The sequence below is a fragment of the Ornithinimicrobium cavernae genome (assembly GCF_003121625.1).
In the GTDB taxonomy this organism is placed as follows: Bacteria; Actinomycetota; Actinomycetes; order Actinomycetales; family Dermatophilaceae; genus Ornithinicoccus; species Ornithinicoccus cavernae.
In genome coordinates this window covers 292385-309896 of the sequence record NZ_QDDJ01000003.1, presented here as the reverse complement: position 1 = coordinate 309896, position 17512 = coordinate 292385, and the positions used below count along the sequence as shown (strand labels likewise).

The window sequence follows — 17512 nt, the reverse complement described above, 5'->3', positions numbered from 1 at the left end:
CCCTAGCGCCCTGGTGGCAGGGCGATGACGACCTGCGTGGCCTTGATCGAGGCGATCGCCAGGACGCCGGGCTCCAGCCCGAGCTCGTCCACCGCCTCGGCGCTCATCAGGGAGACGACCCGGAACGGGCCCGCCTGCAGCTCGACCTGGGCCATCACCGTGTCCCGGGTGACCTTGGTGACGATGCCGCGCAGCTGGTTGCGGGCCGAGGTGCGCAGGGCGCCGTCCTCCTCGCCGGCCAGCTCCTGGGCCAGCTCGGCCAGGTCCCGGCCCTCGACCGCCATCCGGCCGGTGCCCGAGCGGGTCGCCGGCAGCCGCCCCTGGTCGATCCACCGCCGCACGGTGTCATCGCTCACGCCCAGCAGAGAGGCGGCGTCGCTGATCCTCAGTTGCGGCATGTACCGCATCATAGTTCCGCACTTGCGGTATGTACCAGCACGGCGAGTCGCCCGGGTAGTCTTCGCCCATGCCAGTGTCGCGCGTCCTGCCCACGGAGGAGTCCACCGAGCTCATCGCCCTGGTCCGGGACATCGCGCGGGAGCAGCTGCTGCCCCAGGTGGACGAGGCTGAGGCCGCTGCGCGCTTTCCCCGGGAGGTGTTCGCCCTGCTCGGCCAGGCGGGGCTGCTCTCCCTGCCGTATGCCGAGGGGCTGGGTGGGGGTGGTCAGCCCTACGAGGTCTACCTCCAGGTGGTCGAGGAGATCGCCCACGCGTGGATGTCGGTCGCGGTGGGCGTCTCGGTCCACTCGCTCACCTGTGCACCCCTTGCCCACTTCGGCACCCCGGAGCAGCAGGAGAAGTACCTTACCGGCATGCTCTCCGGGGACCAGCTCGGCGCCTACTGCCTCTCGGAGGCGAGCGCCGGCTCGGACGTCGCGGCCATCCGCACCCGCGCCACGGCTGTCGACGGTGGCTACGAGATCACCGGGGGCAAGGCGTGGATCAGCCACGCGGGGCACGCCGACTTCTACACGACCTTCGCCCGGACCTCCGACGACGGTGGGCGGGGGCTGAGCTGCTTCGTCGTCCCGGCCGGCGCCGAGGGCCTCACCTTCGCCGAGCCGGAGCGCAAGATGGGACTGGACTGCGACACGGTCCGCGAGGTGCTCTTCGACCGGGTGTTCGTCGAGGCCGACCGTCTCGTCGGCGAGCCCGGCCAGGGCATGTCGATCGCGCTCGCTGCCCTGGACTCCGGCCGGCTGGGCATCGCCGCCGCGGCGACCGGTCTGGCCCAGCGCGCCCTCGACGAGGCGGTCGCCTACGCCGCCGAGCGTGAGCAGTTCGGTCGACCGATCGCCGACAACCAGGGCCTGGCCTTCCTGCTGGCCGACATGGCGGCAGCGGTCGGGTCGGCGCGCGCGTCCTACCTGCACGCGGCCCGCCTGAAGGACGCCGGGCAGCCGCACACCCAGGAGGCGTCGGTGGCCAAGCTCGTGGCGACCGATGCCGCCATGCGGGTGACCACCGACGCCGTGCAGGTGCTCGGCGGCTACGGCTACACCAAGGACTTCCCGGTCGAGCGCTTCATGCGCGAGGCCAAGGTCACCCAGATCTTCGAGGGCACCAACCAGATCCAGCGCCTCGTCATCTCCCGCCAGCTGCTCCGCTGAGCCAGCCACCCGTCATACCAGTCCGTCCCCGTCGTCAGGAGAGCCGCCGTGCAGATCACCCACAACACCGTCGCGCTGGTCACCGGAGGTGCCAGCGGTCTCGGCGAGGCCACCGCCCGTCGCCTGCTCGCCGACGGAGCGTCCGTCGTGCTGGTCGACCTGCCCGGTGGGCGGGGTCAGGAGCTGGCCGACGAGCTCGGCGACCGGGTGCGCTTCGCGCCGGCGGACGTGCGCGACGAGGACCAGGTGCGGGCGGCGCTCGCGGTGGCGTCCGGGCTCGGTGACCTGCGGGTCGCGGTGAACTGCGCCGGGGTGGCGACGCCCGGGCGCATCCTGTCCCGGCGGGGCACGCTCGAGCTGGACGCCTACCGCACCGTGATCGAGATCAACCTCATCGGCACCTTCAACGTGCTGCGGCTCACGGCGGAGACGATGGCCGGCAACGAGCCCGTCGACGGCGACCGCGGCGTCATCCTCCTGACCGCCTCCGTCGCGGCCTTCGACGGACAGATCGGGCAGGCGGCCTACGCCTCGTCCAAGGCCGGGGTCGCCGGCCTCACCCTCACGGCCGCGCGGGACCTGGCGGACAAGGGCATCCGGGTGGCGACCATCGCGCCGGGGATCTTCGAGACCCCGATGATGGCGGGGCTGGGCGAGGACGTGCGAGCCTCCCTGGAGGCCCTCGTGCCGCACCCGTCACGGCTGGGCAGGCCGGAGGAGTATGCCGCGCTGGTGGCCCACATCGTGGAGAACCCGCTGCTCAACGGCGAGGTGATCCGGCTCGACGGCGCGCTGCGGATGCCGCCGCGCTGATGCCGTGAGCGTGGTGGGGCTGATGACGACCGCGCGGGGGGCCGTGTGAGCTTCTCCCGCCGCGCGGTGCGCCGGGCCCGTCGGCGGGCGGTCCGGGGTGCCGAGCAGCTGGCGTCCGCGGCGGTGACCCCCTTCCGTGGCCTGCGCTGGGAGGTGCGTCCCCCGACCCGGTGGCCCGTGGCGCTGCGGGCGGCGATCGCGTTCGCGGTCCCCCTGACCATCGCCACGGCGGCCGGCCACCAGGCGTGGGGGCTGCTCTGCGGCACGGGCGCGTTCACCGTGCTCTACGGCGCCGGTCGACCGCTCCGCAGCCGGATCCGGGTGCTGGCACTGGTGGCCCTGGGCCTGATCGCCGGCATGTCCCTGGGGGTGCTGGTCTCCGGCAACCTCCTGCTGTCGATCGGCGCCACCGCCGCCGTGGGCGCGTTCGCGACCTTCCTGGCCCACGCGCTGCGCCTCGGCCCGCCGGGAGCCTTCTTCTTCGTGCTCATCGTCGGCATCGGCGGCTACCTGCCCACCCGCGGTCTCGACCCCGGGAGCCTGGTGCTGGCCACCACCACCGGCGCCCTCGTGGCGGTGCCCATCGCGCTGTTCGACCTGCTGCTCGACCGCCTCGGGCCGGAGCGGGCGGCCGTCGCGGCGGCGGGCCGGGCGGTCGACCGGTTCCTGGCGACCGAGCCCGGTGACGACGAGGCGGAGGACCTCAGCACTGCGGCCACCAACGCCATCCACGACGCCTGGACCACCCTGTGGGACGGCGGTGAGCCCGAGCTCCTGACGGACGACCAGCCGCCGGGCGCCGCGGTGCGGGTCACCGACCAGGACCGCAGGGCGGAGCTCGCGACCGACCTGATCATCCACCAGCAGCGCTACTCCCAGCGCTTGCTCCCCGGCCACCAGCCGAACCCGGACCTCGGGGGCGAGCCGACCGCGGCGCCGTTGGGACGACCGCAGCTGCGCCGCCTGATCGCCCGCGCCCTCCGCTGGCCGACCGCGGCGCTGCAGGCTGCCGTCCGCGTCGCGGCCGGGATCGCGGCAGCCGGTGTCACCGCAGGGGTGCTGGTCGGCAGCTCCCACATGTACTGGGCGATGGCCGCCGCCGCGCTGGTCCTGCACACCGGGATGGACCGCCGGGCCACCACCATCCGCTCCGTCGAGCGGCTCGTGGGCACGACCCTGGGGATCGGGCTGTTCCTGCTCGGCGGCTTCTCCGAGAGCGGGCCGTGGATGGTCGTGGTCACCATCGTGACGCTGCAGGGGCTGGTCGAGCTGTGCGTCGTCCGCAACTACACGCTGGCCGTCGTGTTCATGACGCCGCTCGCCCTGACCATCGGGACGGCGGGCTCCGGGCAGGCCGCCCTGGCGATCGCCCAGGACCGCCTTCTCGACACCGGGATCGGGGTGCTCTGCGGCGTCCTGGTCCCCTGGCTCGTCGGATGGCGGTCCAGCCGCGGCATGCTCACTGCCCACCTGGCACGAGCGGTCGCGGCGAGCGCCGAGGTGATCGCGCTGCTCGGTCGCGGCCGGCACCAGGAGCCGGCGGGGCTCGCCGCCCAGCGCGAGCTGGCCCTGGACCTGCAGGAGCTCTCGGCCCTCGCGGGCCGGGCGATCCGCGACGAGCCGGAGCGCGTCACCGACCTGGTCCCGGTCCGCGACGCCACCGCCTGGCTCGGCTTCACCGTGCTCGCCACCGCCTCCCAGGAGGCCCCGGGTGAGCCGCTCGAGCGGGTGCTCCCCGCCGAGGCGACGGCCCGCGAGCTGGCCACCCGGATCGGGCGCGGTGACGTGCCTGCCGAGGCGGAGGTCCGCGCTGTGCGCGAGATCGTGGGCAACCGCCCACCACTGGGCTGAACAATTCACACAGCCTTTTCTGGCAATATCCTGAACGCCTTCCTGGCAATTCTCTGAGAATTCTGAGGGTGATCATTTATTCATTCGTGATACGTTGGCCGACCATTTCGACACGAGGGAGAACAATGCGGAAGACGACATGGCTCACCAGCCTCGGGCTGGCCGTCTGCCTGCTCGGGACTGCCTCCTGCAGCACCGATGAGCAGACCGGCGCCGACGACGCAGGAGCAACTCAGAATGCCTCTGCTGCACCAGGATCCGAGGATGCGGCGCAGTCGGCCGCACCGGACGGGTCGGCGGCGAGCGGGGGTCCGGACGGCGCGGCGGGCACCGCTGGGCCGGACGGGCAGGCCCAGGCACCCGACCTGTCGGACGTGCCCGACGTGGTCGCCCAGGTGAATGACACCGAGATCTCCAAGGACGAGTTCAGCGAGGCCTATCAGAGCAGTTTTGAACAGGCCTCGGCACAGACGGAAATGACCGGGCAGCCGGTTGACGAGGCGGCCCTTCGGGAGCAGACGGTCGAGAGCCTGGTCAGCAGCGAGCTGCTGCTCCAGGCCTCCGCCGAACACGGCTTCGAGGCCACCCCCGAGGACATCGACGCCGAGCTCGAGGAGCTGGCCAAGAGCAGCGGCATGGCCTCCGGCGAGGAGTTCCTCACCGCCCTCGAGGAGCAGGGGATGACTGCCGACGAGGTCGATGCCGAGGTCGAGAAGAAGGTCAAGATCGACCAGCTCATCGAGCAGGAGGCCAAGGTCGAGGAGCCGACCGAGGAGGAGCTGCGGGCGCTCTACGACGAGCTGTCGGCCCAGCAGGGCGCGGGAGGCGCCGAGTCCGGCTCGGGGGGCGCGGAGGTCCCGCCCTTCGAGGAGGTCAAGGAGCAGCTCGCGGCACAGCTGACGTCGGAGAAGGAGAACGAGGCGGTGCAGGTGCTGCTCGAGGACCTGCGCGCGGAGGCCGACGTGACCGTTCACCTCTGAGCCGGTCGTCCGGTGCGGTCGCCCGCGCCGTCACGGCAGGAGCGGGTGGGAGCCCCCGACAGGAGTCGAACCCGCGACCGTCCGCTTACAAGGCGGATGCTCTACCAACTGAGCTACAGGGGCGTGTCAGCGCCAGTGGCCGACAACGAGGAGATGGTACCTGCCGAAGGGGGCCGCGAGCACATGGCGGCCTCCCGCGGGAACACAGGTCGGGCCCGGCACCGGCGAGCGGTGCCGGGCCCGACGCGTCGGCGGAGGTCAGCCGATCACGTTGCGGTTGAGGTAGTTCTGCAGGGCGACCACGGTGCGGTGGTTCATGGAGGTCGACCCGTCCCGCTCGATGCCGAGGTAGTCCTGGAGCGCGGCCTGGGAGTCCGGGCCCCAGACGCCGTCGGGGTAGGTCCCGACCGTCTTCTGCAGCGCCCTGGTGGTGATCGGCCCGAAGATGCCATCGGGGTGGGTGCCCACCCAGCGCTGGATGGTGGCCGTGGTCAGCGGCCCCCTGATGCCGTCCCGGACCAGCAGACCCGTGACGCTCACCGTGGGGTTGACCGGCCCCGCGCTGCGGGACGCCGAGGCCTCACGCGAGGGGGCGGTGGACTGACGCGGCTGCTCGGGGGCCGGGGCCGGCGCAGGCGCCGTGGAGCCGGCACCACCGTTGGAGCGGGTCAGCCCGGCGCGCACGGAGCACACCGGCCAGGCCCCGGGCCCCTGCGTGGCCAGGACCTTCTGGGCGATGGCGATCTGCTGGGACCTGCTGGCCTGGTGGGCGTAGGCCGCGTACTGGCCGCCACCGAAACCGGACCAGGTCTGCGCGCTGAACTGCAGCCCGCCGTAGTAACCGTTGCCGGTGTTGATCGACCAGTTGCCGCCGGACTCACAGGCGGCGACACGGTCCCAGACGGAGTCGGCGCTCGCGACGGGGGCAGACACTCCGATGCTGGCGGCGGCGGCCGCCGCGACGACGGAGAGACCACCGGCCCGCCGGGCGAGCGGGACAAGGGGCGTGCGGGGCTTACGGTGCTTGGCAGTGGCCATGAGGGGGTTCAACCTTCCTGACGTGCGCCTGCGGGGTTAGCTGTCGGGTTCGGGCGGTCAGGTGCCCGGCCGCTGGCGCGGCTTCACCCCAAGACGCCGGGGCCGGCGTCATCACGGGTCCCCCACCCTCGTCTGGCGTCCGGACGGTCCGGAGGTTGTGCCCTGGTGACGAGGTTCGGCGCCTCAGGGGCACACGCCGTGCGTGTGGTGTTCTGGCTTATGCACTTCTGTGGCCCGTCCTGGGCCACGCGCCACAGTACCCAGGACCACCCCGAACGTGCTACCCCCAGCAGCGGATCGGCGTCCGCCCGTGCCCCACGGCGCGTGCCGGCGCGGTCGCGGCGCGACTCACGGGCGGAGCACCTGCGGGATCAGGTCGGCGAACGGGGCGGTGCTCCACGTCGTGGGCCACCACGAGACGGTGCCGGCGTCGAGGACCGTCCATCCCAGGACCGACACCCCACCCACGAGCAGCACGGTGGCGACGACCTGGGTCAGGAGCTGCCCGGGCAGGATCGAGCGGACCATCGTGCGGGTGCCGCGGCGCAGCGCCAGCCCACCCGGCCCCCACCAGGCCATGAGCATGCCGAGCAGACTGCCCACAGCGACGGGCACCGGATGCTCCACGCCCACCCTGAGCAGGCCCGTCTCGGTCAGCCCGCCCGCGGTGATGACCGTGGCCGCCACCGCGAACGCGATCGGCAGGAGGATCGCCAGCCCCGTCGAGAGGGCCGAGACAAACAGGTGCCACGGACTGGTCAGGACGGCGAGCGGCACGTCCGACCGGCGTGGTCCGGCCTCGTGCCTGCGCAGCACGAGCGCCGTCACGGCATGGTCGACGGTCCGCGCGGCGACCGACCAGATGACGAGGAGCCCCCACGACAGCAGCGGCGCGAGCGCGGCCAGACCGACCAGCGCCACGAGGGCGGTGAGGATCGTGCCGGTGCGCATCGGCCGCCCGATGCGCGGATCGGGTCCGCGGGCGGGCGCCAGAGGGGCCGGACCGCCCGGTCGGGCGTAGGGCGAACCCGACGGTGGACCGTAGGACGGCGGGCCGTACGGCGAGCCCGCTGGTGCACCGTAGGGCGCGGCGCCCGGCGGCCCGTACGGCTGGTCACCGCGGCGCTCCCCGGCCCGCGACCGCGCCACCTCCGGTGCGGCCTGCGGCGCCGCCCGCGTCTGTGGTGTCGGAGGGACAGGCTGCACGCGCGTCGGGTCGGTCCGCGGGGTCACGGCGGTCGCGGGGACCGAGGGCCATGCCTCGGGCGGGGTGCGGTTCGCGCGCCCGTCCTGCCGGCGACCCTCCTGAGCGGGCTGGCTGGCAGCGGGCCGGGGCATGTGCACGGTGAGCGCCTCGGTGACCGGGCGGTGCGCGGCATACAGCTCCAGCGCCCGCATCACCTCCGTGCTGTGGGGGCGTCGGTCGGGCTCCGGGTCCAGGGCGGCAGCGAGCAGCGGTCGCAGCGCGGGGTCGACGTCGTCCAGCTGGGTGCGCCCCCGGATCACCCGGTCCAGGACCACGCTCATCGGTCCCCGCCCGAAGGGGGGTGTGCCGCTGGCCGCGAACGCCAGCGTCGCGGCCCATCCCCACCAGTCGGTCGCCTCGGTCACGGCTCCGCCCTCGACGACCTCCGGCGAGAGGTAGCCCGGTGTGCCCATCACCAGGCCGGTCATCGTCAACCGCACGTCGTCGGCGACCTGGGCGATGCCGAAGTCGATCACCACCGGGTCGGCCCCGACCATGAGGACGTTGCCGGGCTTGAGGTCCCGGTGCACGATGCCGCCCCGGTGGATCGCGGTGAGCGCGTCGGAGAGGCCCCGGCCGAGGTCGACGAGGGCCTCACCCGTGATGGGCCCCCGGGCCGCGACCACCTGGTCCAGCGGCGGGCCCGGGACGAACTCGGTGACGATGTAGGGCGAGGGCCCCTCGGTGTCCGCGTCGAGCACCGCGGCGATCCGCGGGCTGCTCACGCGGGCGAGCGTGGACACCTCCCGTGCCAGCCGTCTGCGGGCGTCCGGGTCGTGAGCGATGTGGGGCCGCAGCACCTTGACCGCGACGTCGCGGCTGCCGTCGTCGGGAGCTCCGTCGGGACGGGCCCGCCACACCACGCCCATGCCACCAGCGCCGAGCCGGGCGCCGAGGGTGTAGCCCCCGAGACGCCGCGGCGGCGCGGCTGCCCCCTCGTCGGGCCCCCCGGCAGAGGGGGTGAACTCGGCGCTCATGGCTCCCACCGTATTGCGTCTCCTCGTCTCAGTAGTGCACCCCGAGGCCCTCGGTCGGGGCTGCGGGGTCGGATCGCGGGCCCCTGCGGGCCCGACTAGGCTCGAGGCCAGGAACGACCAGGACGGCCCAATGGTTTCCGGCGCAGGAGCCGGAGTCGGTCCGCGGCAGGCAGCCGCCCTGGTTGCGCCGCGCGAGCCCCAGACGATCAGACAGCGATGGAGTGGTTGTGGTGTCCCCGCACGACAGGTTCGACTTCGTGGTCGCCGCGAACCGGCTGCCCGTCGACCGGGAGGTCGACGACGACGGCGTGACCCACTGGCAGACCAGCCCCGGCGGGCTGGTGACGGCCATGGACGCGGTGATGCAGGACCGCACCGCCTGCTGGCTCGGTTGGGCCGGTGACCCCGGCGAGGACGTCGCGCCGTTCGACCGGAACGGCGTCCGGCTCCACCCCATCGGACTGAGCACCGAGGACGTCCGCGGACACTACGAGGGCTTCAGCAACGAGACGCTCTGGCCGCTCTACCACGACGTCATCGTCCCGCCCCGCTTCCGCCGGAGCTGGTGGGCGTCCTACCAACGCGTCAACACCCGGTTCGCGCAGGCCATCTCCGAGGTGGCCAACACGGGCGCGACGGTCTGGGTGCACGACTACCAGCTGCAGCTCGTGCCGGCGATGCTCCGGAGCCTGCGCCCGGACCTGCGCATCGGCTGGTTCAACCACATCCCGTTCCCCCCGGTGGAGCTGTTCGGGCAGCTTCCGTGGCGGCACTCCGTGCTCCGTGGGCTGCTCGGCGCGGACTTCCTGGGCTTCCAGCGCACGAACGATGCCGCCAACTTCACCCGTGCCTGCCACCAGCTGCTGGGGACCAGCTCGACGGGTGACGTCATCTCCTGGCGTGGGGCCGATGACGGCCGGATCGGCGCCGAGCCGCGTCGGGTCCGCACCGCCAGCGTGCCGATCTCGATCGACTTCACCGCGATGGAGGAGCTCGCCAGGACCCCTGCGGTCCGCCGACGCTCCCGCGAGATCCGCGCCTCCCTCGGCAACCCGCGCACGGTGCTCCTGGGCATCGACCGGCTCGACTACACCAAGGGCATCCGGCACCGGCTGCGCGCGATCTCCGAGCTCTTCGCGGACGGTGACATCGCGGCCCCCGAGGTCACCCTGCTCCAGATCGCCACGCCGAGCCGGGAGCGGGTGAGCGCCTACCAGGACCTCCGCAGCCAGGTCGACGGTCAGGTCGGCCGCATCAACGGGGACCACTCCGGGATCGGCGCGACCGCCGTGCACTACCTGCACCACGCCTACCCCAAGGAAGAGATGGCCGCGCTGTTCCAGGCCGCGGACGTCCTGCTGGTCACCCCGCTCCGCGACGGGATGAACCTGGTCGCCAAGGAGTATGTCGCCAGCCGCTGGGACGGACGCGGCGCCCTGGTCCTCAGCGAGTTCACCGGGGCCGCCCAGGAGCTGAACAGCGCCTTCCTGTGCAATCCCCACGACATCGCCGGCCTCAAGGGGACGATCCTCACGGCGATGCGCGAGGATCCTGCCTCGCTCCGCAAGCGGATGCTGGCGATGCGGCGCCGGGTCCGCTCGCACGATGTGCACGCCTGGGCGCAGCGGTACCTCACCGCGCTGGAGGCCGCCCCGGGGAAGCCGGGCCGCGGATGACGCTCGACCCCACGTCCGGTCGGACGGACGCCGGCAGGCTGCCGCACCGCCTGTCGGAGGCCCTGGACCAGTTCGCCCGGCTGCCCCGGATCCTCGTCGCGATGGACTTCGACGGCACCCTCGCCCCCCTGGTCGACGAGCCGATGGACGCCCGTGCGCTGCCGGGCAGCAGCGAGCTGCTCAGCGGCCTGGCTGCACTGGCCGACACCCTGGTGGCCATCGTGTCCGGGCGTGACCTGGCGACGCTGCGCGAGCTGTCCGGGATGGGTGAGCCGCTGGTGCTCATCGGCAGCCACGGCGTGGAGGGATCGCACTACCCCACCGCTCCCGGGGCGGACACGGCCGAGCGGGCACGCTTCGAGGCGCTGGACGAGGACCTGGCGGAGATGATCAGGGCGCACCCGCTGGCGCGCATCGAGCGCAAGCCGCACTCGCTGGTGCTGCACACGAGGGGGCTGTCCGACCAGGACGCGGAGGCCGCGGTGCGGGCGGCAGAGGCCGTGCTCACACGGCATACCGGCCTGGTCGTGACCCCCGGCAAGGGGGTGCTCGAGATGGCCACCCAGCACGTCGGCAAGGGAACGGCCCTGCACGACCTGGCGCGGGAGCGGGAGGTCGACGCCGTGCTCTTCGTCGGCGACGACGTCACCGACGAGGAGGCCTTCGCCGTGCTGCCGCCGCCCCACGTGACCATCAAGGTCGGCAGCGGTGACACCGTCGCCACGCACCGGGTCGCCGACGAGGCGGACGTGCAGCTGGTGCTCCGCGAGCTGCTCGCCCGGCGCCGCGCAGACTGACGCGCCGGCTCAGCCCCGGGGGGCCGCGCCGGTGGAGCCGCGCAGGATCAGCTCGGGGGCGAACAGGTACTCCCGGTGCGCGACCTCCTCGCCCTGGATCTCCTCCAGGATCGCCGTCACCGCGGCCTCGCTCATCGCCGTGACGTCCTGACGGACCGTCGTCAGCGGCGGGTCGGTGAAGCCGATGAGCTGGGAGTCGTCGGAGCCGACCACGGAGACGTCCTCGGGAACCCGCAGCCCTGCCTGCCGGGCCGCGCGGACGACGCCGAGCGCCATGATGTCCGACCCGCAGACCACCGCGGTCACTCCCTGGTCCAGCAGCCGCCGCCCCGCAGCGGCGCCGCCCTCGACGGTGAACAGGGTGGTCTGGACGAACTGGTCCGAGCCGGGCAGCAGGTCGTCCATCGCCTCCTGGTAGCCCCGGAGCTTGCGCTGGACCGGCACGTAGCGGGACGGCCCCGTGGCGAGCCCGATCCTGGTGTGCCCCATGTCCCGCAGGTGCCGGACGGCCAGGTGCACCCCGGCGACGTCGTCGTTGGAGATGAAGGTGGCCTCGATGTCCGCGCGCCAGCCGTTGATCATCGTGATCGGCAGCCCGCGCTCCCGCAGCGTGGTGTAGCGCTCGACGCCCGCCTTGGTGTCCGCGTGGTAGCCGCTGATGAAGATGATGCTGGCCACTCCCCGCTCGAGCAGCATCTGGACGTACTCGTCCTCGTGGACGCCGCCCGGGACCTGCGTGCACAGCACCGGGGTGTAGTTGGCCGCGGCCAGGTGGGTCTCCACGGCCTGCGCGAAGGCCGGGAAGATCGGGTTGGTGAGTTCGGGCACGATCAGCCCCACCAGTCCCGCGCTGCTGCGGCGCAGCTTGCTCGGCCGCTCGTAGCCGAGCACGTCCAGCGCGGTGAGCACGGCCTGCCGGGTGGCGGCGGCGACCCCCGGCCGGTCGTTGAGGACACGGCTGACCGTGGCCTCACTCACGCCGGCGTACTGCGCCAGGTCGGCCAGCCTGCTCATCGTCCACCTGCCGGCTGTGTCGCAGGGGTGGCGCGGGGCGCGCGTCGGGGAGCCACGGCTACTTGACCGAGCCCTGCGTGAGCCCGCCGATGAGCTGCTTCTGCAGGGTGAGGTAGACGACCACCGGGGGTAGGGAGGCGATCAGGGCACCGGCGCAGAACATGCCGAAGTACTTGTTGCGGTCGGCCAGGTTGAGCGAGTACAGGCCCACTCCGAGTGTGCGGCGCTCCTGGTCGAGCAGGAAGATGCTGGCGAGCAGGAACTCGCCCCAGAGGGCGACGAACGCCAGGATGCCGACGGTCGCCAGGATCGGGGCCACCAGGCGCAGCGTCATCGTGAAGAAGATCCGCGCGTGGCTCGCCCCGTCCATCTTGGCGGCCTCGTCCAGCTCCTTGGGGATGGTGTCGAAATAGCCCTTGAGCAGCCACACGTTGGCTCCCATCGCGCCCCCCAGGTAGACCAGCAGCAGGCCCCACAGGGTGTTCAGGCCGATCGCCGGCAGGACGTCCCCGATCTTGAGGAACATCAGGTAGAGGGCAGGGAAGGCCAGGAGCGCCGGGAACATCTGGGAGAGCAGGAGGGCCATCAGGCCGGGCCGGCGCCCGCGCCACCGCAGGCGGGAGAAGGCGAAGGCCGCGGCCGCACCGATGAAGACCTGGAAGACCGTGCCCAGACCCGCGACGACCAGCGAGTTGCGGAACCAGCTCCAGAAGGGGAAGGTCTGCGAGGCGAACAGGTCCGAGAAGTTGTCGAACGAGAACGCCGTCGGCACCGGCGACGCGCTGTTGAGCGTGCCGGCCGGGTTGAGCGCGGCCGACAGAATGAACAGCACCGGGAAGAGCGCCCAGACGAGCGCCAGGACCGCCAGCGCGTGTCGCCACCACACGCCGGTGCGCGGCTTCTGGCCGGGCGGCACCCGGACGGTCCCGGTGTCGGGCACCGTGCCGACGGCCGGGCCGGGCACCTCGGCCGGGACGGCGCCGGGGACCCCGGCGGCAGTGGGCTGAGACATCTCAGTTCACCTCTTCGAGTGCCTTGGACTGGCGGAAGCCGACATAGCTCAGGGCTCCCACCAGGAGGAAGATGATGATGCTGACGGCCGAGGCGAGCCCGATGTTGGGTGTGCCCGACTCCAGCGCGAGCCGGTAGGCAAAGGTGATCAGCAGGTCGGTGTTGCCGACCTGGCTGTTCGTGGCGTCGAACGGCCCACCCCCGGTCAGCAGGTAGATCAGCCCGAAGTTGTTGAAGTTGAACGCGAACGAGGCCACCAGCAGCGGCCCGACCGCGACCAGCAGCAGCGGCATGACCACCGACCACAGCGTGCGAAACGGCCCTGCGCCGTCGACCGAGGCGGCCTCCCGGACGTCGGTCGGGATCGACTGCAGCGCACCGGTGCAGATCAGGAACATGTAGGGGAAGCCGAGCCAGAGGTTGGTGATCAGCACGGCGGCCCGGGCCGCCCACGGGTCACCGAGCCAGTCGATGTTCAGTCCGGTGACCTCGTTGATCATGCCGAAGTCCTGGTTGAACATCGCGGCCCAGACGATCGCCGTGACGAAGATCGGGAGGGCGTACGGCAGGATCAGCAGGGACCGGTAGATCCCCTTGCCGCGCAGGCGCGGGTCGTTGAACAGCAGCGCCAGCAGCATCCCGAGCAGGAACGTCGACCCGACGCTGAGCAGCGGGAAGACCAGGTTCCACACGAAGATCTTGACGAAGCCGTTGCGCAGGGTGGAGTCGGTGAAGATCGAGCTGAAGTTGTCCAGCCCCACGTTCTCGGTCCAGCCGGTCGGCAGGGCCGGGCCCTGCCCGTCCTGCGGGACGAAGTTGCCGTCCCGGGCGACGTAGACCGTGCCCTCCAGGGTGGTCATCGTGTCCGCGTCGGGGTTGTAGGTGGTCGTCGCGCGACCGACGAAGGCCTGGGTGCCGGTGGCCGCCTTGATCCCCAGGTCGCCGTCCACGGGCACGGCGAACGCGGAGACGTCCTGGGCGCGTTCGTTGGCCTCCACCAGGGTGAGCACGCGGTAGCCGGGTGCCGCACCGATGGTGCCGTTGCCGCGCAGCGTCACCCCCTCCACGGGGAGTGGCTCCAGTCCCTCCAGTGTGCCGACGAACAGCTCCTGCCCGTCCACGACGTGCTCACCGGTCGCGCCCTCCTGGGCGGGGCGGGTGAGCAGGAAGGAGAGCTCGGCGGTGGCGATCTCCTCACCCTCGGGGATCGCCACGGACATCCCGTAGCGGGCCGAGTCCGGCGCGGGCCGGACCGACTGCGCCTGGATGGCCTCGATCGCCTCCTCCTTGCTGAGGGAGTGCCCGTCGCCGTAGTTGGTGAAGGCGGTGGCGACCGTGTAGGCGATCGGCCACACCTGGAAGAGCGCCAGCAGGATGAGCCCGGGCAGCAGGTACTTCATCGTGATGCCCCGGCGCGTGGAGTACACCACCAGCACGGACATGGCGAGGAAGGCCACCACGGTCACGATGAGCCACGAGCCGCCCTCGACCGCGAGCCAGGCCAGGTAGGTGCAGGCGGCCAGCGTGAGCGCGATCAGCAGCCACTTCACAGCGAGCACCCACGGTGGGGTCGCTACCGGCTGGCCGACGGGAGCTTGGGACATCGAGGACTCCAGGGGACGTCGTTGTCGGGGAGGGGGAGGTGGTCACGGTGCGGGTCCGGCGGACCGGACCCGCACCACCTGGACCTGGTATGCCGACCGGCCGGGTCGGCACACCAGGTCCGGAGCGACTACCGGCCGCCCAGGGCGCTGGCGACCTCGGTCTGTGCGGTGGCCATGCGCTCGGCGGGGTCGGCGCCGCCGACGATGTCGGCGGTGGCCTTGCCCAACGGTCCCCAGACCGCGTTCATCTGCGGGATGTTCGGCATCGGCGTGCCGCCCTCGGCGGCGGCGGACCACGCCTCGACGTCCTCGTCCTGGGACTGGACCTGCTCGGCCGCGGCGGTCAGCGCCGGCGGGCGACGGTCGGCCTCGAACATGCCGACCTGGATCTCCTCCGTGGGGACGTACTCCTGCACGAAGGTCTGGGCGATCTGCGGGTTCAGCGACTCCGCGGAGACGTAGAACGTCTGGACACCCAGGAAGGGAGCGGTCTCGCCACCGTCCGCGAAGTCCGGGATCGGGTCGATCGCGTAGTTGATGCCGCCCTCGGTGATCTGGTCGATCGCCCACGGGCCGGACACCATGTAGGCGGCCTTGCCGTCGATGAAGTTGGGGATGACGTTGGAGGCGTCCTGGTTGGTGCTGAGCGCACCCACCTCGCCCAGCCACGCCAGCTTCTCGGCACCCTGCAGCGTCTCCGGCGAGTCCAGGATGGCCTTGCTGCCGTCGAAGCCTCCCTCCTCGAGGAGCGGGAAGATGCCGCCGCCGTAGGCGGACACGTAGGGGTACATCGAGTAGGCGTTGCCCTCCTTGCCCAGCTCCTGGGCCAGGATGAGCTCGGTGTCGCCGGCCTCGACCATGGCCTGGCCGTTCTCGACGAGCTCCTCCATGGAGGCCGGCACCTCCGGCGCGAGGTCGGTGTTGCGGATCAGGGCGAGGGACTCGACGGAGTAGGGCACCGCGTAGAGCTGGCCCTCGAAGGTCACGGCCTCGATCGACTCGGGCACGAACTGCTCAGCGACGTCCGGGGCGATCTGCACGGGGGCCACGACGTTGTTCTGGACGAGCTCACCCAGCCAGTCGTGCGCGCCGATGGTGATGTCCGGGCCGGCTCCCTGGCCGACAGCGTCCTTGAACTGCTCGCGCAGCTTCTCCTGGGCCACCACCTGGACCTTGACCTCGACGCCGGTGTCCGCCGTGAAGGTCTCGGTCAGCGGCTCGATGGCGGCGGCGCGCAGGTCGTCCGCCCAGATCACCAGGCTGGTGCCGTCGCTGGCCGCGGGGGCGCCGGCGGTCTCACCGGCCGCGTCGCCCTCACCTCCGGCAGCGGTCTCGTCGGCGGCATCGCCCGCGTCGGACGTCGCCCCCTCGTCATCACCCTCGGGCGCGTCGGCCTCGTCGGCCGCCGGGCTGGTCGGGTCCTCGGACTCGGTGTCGCCACCGCAGGCGGTCAGCAGCAGGGCCGTGATGCCCGCCATCGCGATCGCGCCGGTCGTGCGCTTCATGTGTTCTCCTTCGAACAGGGTGGTCCGCGAGCAGCTCGCGGTGGCCGCAGCCAGGGCTCGTCCCGGTGAGGACGTCGGCTAGCATGACACCACCTTACAAATTCTGCAAGAACTTGCAGATGTACTGTGTGCACATAGTCACGGGCAGTGCCGCCGGTGACCGGCCCCAGGGCCGGGACTTCACGGGGCACGGCCCCGGCTGACCCGTCGTCATCCGGCGGCGGGACCGTCCTTTACAACGGATCGTCCGGCACGTTCCTGCCGGTGAAGGAGAAGTCACCATGGCAACTGTGACCTTTGACCAGGCCACCAGGATCTATCCCGGCTCGGACGCCCCGGCCGTGGACTCCCTCGACATCGAGATCGCCGACGGCGAGTTCCTCGTGCTCGTGGGCCCGTCCGGCTGCGGCAAGTCCACCAGCCTGCGCATGCTCGCGGGCCTGGAGGAGGTGAACTCCGGCCGCATCCTGATCGGCGACCGGGAGGTCACCGATCTGCCGCCCAAGGACCGCGACGTGGCCATGGTGTTCCAGAACTACGCGCTCTACCCCCACATGTCGGTCGCCGACAACATGGGCTTCGCCCTGCGCATCGCCGGCAAGTCCAAGGCGGAGATCCGCCAGCGGGTCGAGGAGGCGGCCAAGATCCTGGACCTGGAGCCCTACCTGGACCGCAAGCCCAAGGCCCTGTCCGGCGGGCAGCGCCAGCGTGTGGCCATGGGCCGGGCCATCGTGCGGCAGCCGCAGGTGTTCCTGATGGACGAGCCGCTGTCCAACCTGGACGCCAAGCTCCGCGTCCAGACCCGCACCCAGATCGCCTCGCTGCAGCGCCGGCTCGGGGTCACCACCGTCTACGTCACGCACGACCAGGTGGAGGCGATGACCATGGGCGACCGGGTCGCCGTGCTCAAGGACGGCGTGCTCCAGCAGTGCGACGCCCCGCGCCGCATGTACGACCACCCGGACAACGCCTTCGTGGCCGGCTTCATCGGCTCCCCGGCCATGAACCTGATGGACGTCGCGGTCGCCGACGGCGGCGTGCGGTTCGGGGAGACCATCCTGCCGATCGCCCGCGAGGTCCTCGCCGGGGCCGGCGACCGGGTCGTCGTGGGTGTGCGTCCCGAGGACCTGAGCCTGTCCACCGACGGCACGGGCCTGCCGATCGAGGTCGACGTGGTCGAGGAGCTCGGCGCGGACGCCTACGTCTACGGCCGCGTGCCCGGCCAGGAGGCCGACGACAAGCCGTTCATCGCCCGCGTCGACGGCCGCACGCCGCCGATGAAGGGCGAGGTCGTCCACTTCGCGCCGAAGTCCGACCACCTGCACGTCTTCCACGCCGAGTCGGGGCTGCGCCTCGGCGACTGAGGTCCCGGGACGCACCGGACTGGTCCG

General features: G+C 72.0%; 14 protein-coding genes, 1 tRNA gene and 1 riboswitch. Of the genes, 7 read left to right on the top strand and 8 right to left on the bottom strand.

Annotated features, from left to right (window positions below; genetic code table 11):
• Window positions 1-2: 2 nt before the first annotated feature.
• Entirely contained in the window at window positions 3-398 is a 396-nt protein-coding gene (locus DA085_RS04775; protein WP_109471777.1) for a TOBE domain-containing protein, read from the bottom strand.
• A gap of 68 nt (window positions 399-466) precedes the next feature.
• Between DA085_RS04775 and DA085_RS04770 the strand changes: the two genes are divergently transcribed.
• The 4 genes from DA085_RS04770 to DA085_RS04755 all read left to right on the top strand — a co-directional run bounded on the left by DA085_RS04770 (window position 467) and on the right by DA085_RS04755 (window position 5253).
• The gene (locus DA085_RS04770; RefSeq protein ID WP_109471776.1) at window positions 467-1609 is read left to right on the top strand and encodes an acyl-CoA dehydrogenase family protein; all 1143 of its coding nucleotides are present in this window, start codon (window positions 467-469) and stop codon (window positions 1607-1609) included.
• A gap of 48 nt (window positions 1610-1657) precedes the next feature.
• On the top strand, window positions 1658-2422 hold the full coding sequence (locus DA085_RS04765) for an SDR family NAD(P)-dependent oxidoreductase (protein ID WP_109471775.1): 765 nt from the start codon (window positions 1658-1660) through the stop codon (window positions 2420-2422).
• 45 nt (window positions 2423-2467) lie between these two features.
• Window positions 2468-4273, top strand: coding sequence for an FUSC family protein (locus tag DA085_RS21800; protein ID WP_109471774.1), 1806 nt, complete (start codon window positions 2468-2470; stop codon window positions 4271-4273).
• A 125-nt stretch (window positions 4274-4398) separates the two neighbouring features.
• Window positions 4399-5253, top strand: a complete 855-nt coding sequence (locus DA085_RS04755) for a SurA N-terminal domain-containing protein (RefSeq protein WP_109471773.1) — start codon at window positions 4399-4401, stop codon at window positions 5251-5253.
• Between the two features lie 50 nt (window positions 5254-5303).
• On the opposite strand, the gene DA085_RS04750 is transcribed toward DA085_RS04755, so the two are convergent.
• The 3 genes from DA085_RS04750 to DA085_RS04740 all read right to left on the bottom strand — a co-directional run bounded on the left by DA085_RS04750 (window position 5304) and on the right by DA085_RS04740 (window position 8514).
• Window positions 5304-5376, bottom strand: a tRNA-Thr gene (locus tag DA085_RS04750).
• Between the two features lie 135 nt (window positions 5377-5511).
• Window positions 5512-6291: a transglycosylase family protein gene (locus DA085_RS21795; protein WP_109471772.1), complete on the bottom strand. Its 780-nt coding sequence runs from the start codon at window positions 6289-6291 to the stop codon at window positions 5512-5514.
• Between the two features lie 10 nt (window positions 6292-6301).
• Window positions 6302-6439: riboswitch (cyclic di-AMP (ydaO/yuaA leader) on the bottom strand.
• Window positions 6440-6639: 200 nt separating this feature from the next.
• Window positions 6640-8514, bottom strand: coding sequence for a serine/threonine-protein kinase (locus DA085_RS04740; protein ID WP_109471771.1), 1875 nt, complete (start codon window positions 8512-8514; stop codon window positions 6640-6642).
• Window positions 8515-8741: 227 nt separating this feature from the next.
• On the opposite strand from DA085_RS04740, the gene DA085_RS04735 reads away from it, so the two are divergent.
• A complete protein-coding gene (locus DA085_RS04735) occupies window positions 8742-10190 on the top strand; it encodes an alpha,alpha-trehalose-phosphate synthase (UDP-forming) (RefSeq protein ID WP_419866497.1) in 1449 nt (482 codons plus the stop codon).
• Window positions 10187-10987: a trehalose-phosphatase gene (otsB, locus tag DA085_RS04730; RefSeq protein ID WP_109471770.1), complete on the top strand. Its 801-nt coding sequence runs from the start codon at window positions 10187-10189 to the stop codon at window positions 10985-10987. The genes DA085_RS04735 and otsB overlap by 4 nt, the downstream gene beginning before the upstream one ends.
• A gap of 9 nt (window positions 10988-10996) precedes the next feature.
• On the opposite strand, the gene DA085_RS04725 is transcribed toward otsB, so the two are convergent.
• The 4 genes from DA085_RS04725 to DA085_RS04710 form a co-directional block, all read right to left on the bottom strand.
• Window positions 10997-12001, bottom strand: coding sequence for a LacI family DNA-binding transcriptional regulator (locus DA085_RS04725; RefSeq protein WP_109471769.1), 1005 nt, complete (start codon window positions 11999-12001; stop codon window positions 10997-10999).
• 58 nt (window positions 12002-12059) lie between these two features.
• Complete coding sequence (locus tag DA085_RS04720; protein ID WP_109471768.1) at window positions 12060-13013, bottom strand: sugar ABC transporter permease; 954 nt, start codon at window positions 13011-13013, stop codon at window positions 12060-12062.
• Between the two features lies 1 nt (window position 13014).
• A complete protein-coding gene (locus DA085_RS04715; protein ID WP_109471767.1) occupies window positions 13015-14616 on the bottom strand; it encodes an ABC transporter permease subunit in 1602 nt (533 codons plus the stop codon).
• 128 nt (window positions 14617-14744) lie between these two features.
• Window positions 14745-16121 (bottom strand): sugar ABC transporter substrate-binding protein, encoded by a 1377-nt coding sequence (locus DA085_RS04710; RefSeq protein ID WP_109471766.1) that lies wholly within the window; start codon window positions 16119-16121, stop codon window positions 14745-14747.
• Window positions 16122-16402: 281 nt separating this feature from the next.
• Between DA085_RS04710 and DA085_RS04705 the strand changes: the two genes are divergently transcribed.
• On the top strand, window positions 16403-17485 hold the full coding sequence (locus DA085_RS04705) for an ABC transporter ATP-binding protein (protein ID WP_109471765.1): 1083 nt from the start codon (window positions 16403-16405) through the stop codon (window positions 17483-17485).
• The last annotated feature ends 27 nt before the right edge of the window (window positions 17486-17512 follow it).